Origin of the sequence: Kocuria sp. LHG3120, assembly GCF_049897445.1 — a bacterium.
GTDB lineage: Bacteria > Actinomycetota > Actinomycetes > Actinomycetales > Micrococcaceae > Kocuria > Kocuria rosea.
Window position 1 is genome coordinate 1 of record NZ_JAFCWG010000018.1, and the last position, 4,168, is coordinate 4,168.

Annotated in this window: 4 protein-coding genes; 2 read left to right on the top strand and 2 right to left on the bottom strand. The window is 73.9% G+C overall.

The window, feature by feature from the left end; genetic code table 11:
• Both ACP7CD_RS18325 and ACP7CD_RS18330 read left to right on the top strand, forming a co-directional pair.
• A partial coding sequence (locus tag ACP7CD_RS18325; RefSeq protein ID WP_305067811.1) for a biotin/lipoyl-containing protein occupies positions 1 to 207 on the top strand: 207 nt, incomplete at its 5' end.
• Positions 208 to 295: 88 nt separating this feature from the next.
• Positions 296 to 1,753 carry a mycothione reductase gene (locus ACP7CD_RS18330; protein ID WP_426120825.1) on the top strand — a complete coding sequence of 486 codons (1,458 nt, stop codon included), beginning with the start codon at positions 296 to 298 and terminating at the stop codon, positions 1,751 to 1,753.
• A 27-nt stretch (positions 1,754 to 1,780) separates the two neighbouring features.
• Here ACP7CD_RS18330 and ACP7CD_RS18335 read toward each other — a convergent pair whose 3' ends face one another.
• Together ACP7CD_RS18335 and ACP7CD_RS18340 are read right to left on the bottom strand one after the other, a co-directional pair.
• On the bottom strand, positions 1,781 to 3,679 hold the full coding sequence (locus ACP7CD_RS18335; RefSeq protein WP_126346392.1) for an AMP-dependent synthetase/ligase: 1,899 nt from the start codon (positions 3,677 to 3,679) through the stop codon (positions 1,781 to 1,783).
• A 70-nt stretch (positions 3,680 to 3,749) separates the two neighbouring features.
• The coding region (locus tag ACP7CD_RS18340; protein ID WP_426120826.1) for a hypothetical protein at positions 3,750 to 4,168 on the bottom strand (419 nt) is incomplete at its 5' end.

Consider the following 4,168-nt stretch of genomic DNA (forward strand, 5'->3'; position numbering starts at 1 on the left):
GCCGCCCCGTTCGCCGGGGCGGTGACCGTGACGGTGGCCGAGGGCGACACCGTGGAGGCGGGCGGCCAGGTGGCCACCATCGAGGCCATGAAGATGGAGGCCTCCATCACCGCCCCCACGGGCGGCACGGTCGCCCGGGTGGCCCTCAAGGGCGTCACCCAGGTCTCCGGCGGCGACCTCCTGCTGGCGCTCGACACCGCCGGCTGACCCGGCACGCCCGCGCCGGCACCACGGCCCCCGGGAGGGCCGCGGTGCCGGCGGGGGCCGCCCGGCGGCCGCGCATAGGATGGGCCGCATGCGGAAATTCGACCTCATCATCATCGGCTCCGGCTCGGGCAACTCGATCCTCACCGAGGACTACGAGGGCCTGGACGTCGCCATCATCGACGGCGGGACCTTCGGCGGCACCTGCCTCAACGTGGGCTGCATCCCGACGAAGATGTACGCGTACCCGGCGAGCGTGGCCCGCCGCGCCCAGGAGGCGGACCGGCTCGGCCTCGACGCCTCGGTGGACGGCGTGCGCTGGCGGGAGATGCGGGACCGGATCTTCGGGCGGATCGACGCGATCTCCCACGGCGGGCTCGAGTACCGCCGGACGCTGCCGTACGTGACGGTCTACGAGGAGCACGTGCGCTTCACCGCCCCGCGGACCCTGCGCACCGCCTCGGGGGAGGACCTCACGGCCGACCAGATCGTGGTGGCCTCCGGCTCGCGCCCGGTGCGGCCGGAGATCCCCGGGATCGACCTGCCCCAGGTGCACACCTCGGACACGGTGATGCGCATCGAGGAGATGCCCCGCCGCGTGGTGGTGGTCGGCGGCGGCTACATCGGCGCCGAGTTCGCCCACGTCTTCTCCAGCCTCGGCGCGCGGGTCACCCAGGTCAACCGCTCGCACCGGATCCTGCGCTACCACGACCCGGAGATCGCCGAGCGGTTCGCCCGCGAGGCCTCCCGGCAGTGGAAGCTGGAGACGGGCTGGTCGCTGAGCGAGGTCGAGGAGTGGGACGGCGACGAGTGCGCCGTGATGGTCACCTTCCGCGACCCGCAGGACCCGGAGCTCGTCATGCGCCTGCCCGCGGACGTGGTGCTGGTGGCCACGGGCCGGCAGCCGAACACCGACGTGCTCGACGCCCGGGCGGGCGGGCTGGACGTGCGGCCGGACGGGCTGCTGGCCGTCGACGAGCACCAGCGCGCCCTCTCCGGGGGCCGCCCCGTCGAGGGCGTGTGGGCGCTGGGCGACATCAGCTCGCCCTACCAGCTCAAGCACGTGGCCAACGCCGAGGCCCGCACGGTGCAGCACAACCTCCTGCACCCCGGCGACCTCCGGGCCACCGACCACCGGTTCGTGCCCTCCGCCGTGTTCACCAGCCCGCAGATCGCCTCCGTCGGCATGACGCAGCAGGAGGCCGAGCAGTGGGCGGTCGAGCAGGGCAGCGAGATCACCGTCAAGGTGCAGGACTACGGGGCCACGGCCTACGGGTGGGCCATGGAGGATCGCACGGGGCTGTGCAAGCTGATTGCGGAGAAGGGCACCGGTCGCCTCCTGGGCGCGCACCTGATCGGGGAGGAGGCCTCCCTGCTCATCCAGCCGCTGGTGCAGGCCATGTCCTTCGGCCTCGACGCGCACACGATGGCGCGCGGCCAGTACTGGATCCACCCCGCCCTGAGCGAGGTCGTCGAGAACGCCCTGCTGGGCCTCGACGTCCCCGAGCACTCACCGCTGTCCCCGGGGGCCCTCGTCGGCGGCCGGTGATCCCACCGGCCGCCGGCCGGCCCGGGGTCAGCCGCGGCCCGGCAGGTGCGCGTGGGAGAGCTTCTCCTTGATCCGCTCCGCCGGGGTGACGGGAGCCGCGGCCGGATCGGGGGCGGGGCGCGAGTAGATCTCCTCGATCCGGTCCGCGAAGTCCTGGGCGATCCTGGCCCGCTTGATCTTCATGGACGGGGTCAGGTGCCCGGAGGCCTCCGTCCAGTCGACGTCGAGGATCTCGAAGGCCCGGATGCTCTCCGCGCGGGAGACCGCCTGGTTCGCCCGGGTGACGATGTCCTGGACGTGCTCGACGACCTTCGGGTGCCGGGCGGCCTCCGCCACCGGCATCGCGGGGTCCAGGCCCATCAGCTCCAGGCGGGCGGGGAGCACGTCCTGGTCGAGGGTCACGAGGGCGGCCACGAACGGCCGGTTGTCCCCGACCACCATGACCTGGGAGACCAGGGCCGAGGCGCGGATGGGGTCCTCCAGCACGTTGGGGACCACGTTCTTGCCGCCGGCGGTGACGATGATCTCCTTCTTCCGGCCGGTGAGGGTGAGGGCGCCGTCCTCGTCGAGCGAGCCGAGGTCGCCGGTGCGGAACCACCCGTCCTCGAAGGCCTCGGCGGTGAGGTCCTCCCGCCCGTGGTAGCCGCGCATGACGTGGGTGCCCCGGACCAGGACCTCCCCGTCCTCGCCGATCCGCACCTCGTTGCCCGGCAGCGGCAGTCCCACGGTGCCGATCTTGCCGATCTCCGGGGTGTTGACGGCGATCGGGGCCGTGGTCTCCGTGAGCCCGTAGCCCTCCACGACGTACACGCCGATCCCGTTGAAGAAGTGGCCCAGCCGGGTGCCGAGGGCGGCGCCGCCCGAGACGGCGTGCGTGACCTCCCCGCCCATCGCGTCCCGCAGCTTCGAGTACACGAGCCGGTCGTAGAGGGCGTGGCGCGCGCGCAGGAGCGGCGGGACCCGCCCGTCCTGACCGGCCTTCGAGTACGCGACGGCCGTGGTCACCGCGCGCTCGAAGATCAGGGACTTCGCCCCGCCGGCCTTCTCGGCCTTGAGGCGGGCGCTCTGGTAGATCTTCTCGAACACGCGCGGGACGGCCAGGATGAACGTGGGCCGGAAGGCCCCGAGGTCCGCCATCAGGTTCTTCACGTCCGGGGTGTGGGCCAGGACGGTCCCGGAGTAGAGGGCGATCACCTCCACGAAGCGGGCGAAGACGTGGGCCAGCGGCAGGAACAGGAGCGTCCGGGCGCCCGGGTGGATGATGTCCTCGACGACCAGGGTCGTGTTCTCGCACAGCCGCACGAAGTTCCCGTGCGTCAGCTCGCACCCCTTGGGCGGTCCGGTGGTCCCCGAGGTGTAGATGATCGTGGCGACGTCCTCGAGCCCGCGCGACGTGCGGCGGGCCTCGAGCTCCTCGTCCGGCACGTCCGCGCCGGCGCGCGCGAGCTCGTCGAGGCCCGTGCCGGTGCCGTCCAGGCGCCAGACGTTCTCCGCGGCGCGGAACGGCGTCTCCCGCGAGGCGGCGAGCACGGAGTCCTCGAGGGCCTGCGTCTCGACGAACACGGCCTTGGCGTCGGAGTCGCCCATGATCCAGGCGATCTGCTGCGCCGAGGACGAGTCGTAGACGGGGACGGGCACGGCGCCGGCGTACCAGATCGCGAGGTCCGCGAGGGTCCACTCGTAGCGCGTCCGGCTGAGGATGCCCACCCGGTCCCCGGGCTCGATCCCCGCGGCCACGAGACCCTTGGCCACACCCTGCACGGCGGCGAGGAACTCCCGGGCGCGCACCTCGCGGGCGGCCCCCTCCGGCCCCAGGACGGTGTACAGGTGCGGATCCTCGTCCTGGCCCGCCTGCATGAGCAGGAAGTCGGTGATGCGGCTGTGGGCCGGTGGGTCCACGAGGGCGTCGGTCGCGACGTGGCGCATGGGGTTCTCCTCGGATCGGGGTCGGTGGGCCGTCCGCTCCAGTCTAGTGAATTGGCTCACGCAAACCCCGTCAGACGCGGGCGCCGTCGTCCAGGTCGTCGCGGTCGTCGGGCAGGGACCGCAGCAGGTGGCCGATGGCCCCGACCACGGCGACCAGGCCCCCCACGATGGCCCACCACGGCAGGGAGCCGGGCAGGAGGGAGAGCACCACCAGCAGCACGGGCACCCCGACCAGCACGGTCCAGGACAGCAGCGCCCCGCCGCTGAGTCCCTGCGTGACCGGTCCGGGATCGGGGGAGTAGGGCGCGTCGTCGTCCCCCGCGTCCTCCGGCTCCCCGGCCCCCTCCGCCCCGGCCGCCTCTGCTCCGGCGTGCCCCCGGGGGGGGGGCGCCCCCCCCGCGGCCGCGCCCCGCCCCGCCGCCACGGGGGGCCCCGGCCCGGGGCCGGCGCGGGGGCGGGGCCCCGGCCCGCGCCCCGCGGCGCGGGGCC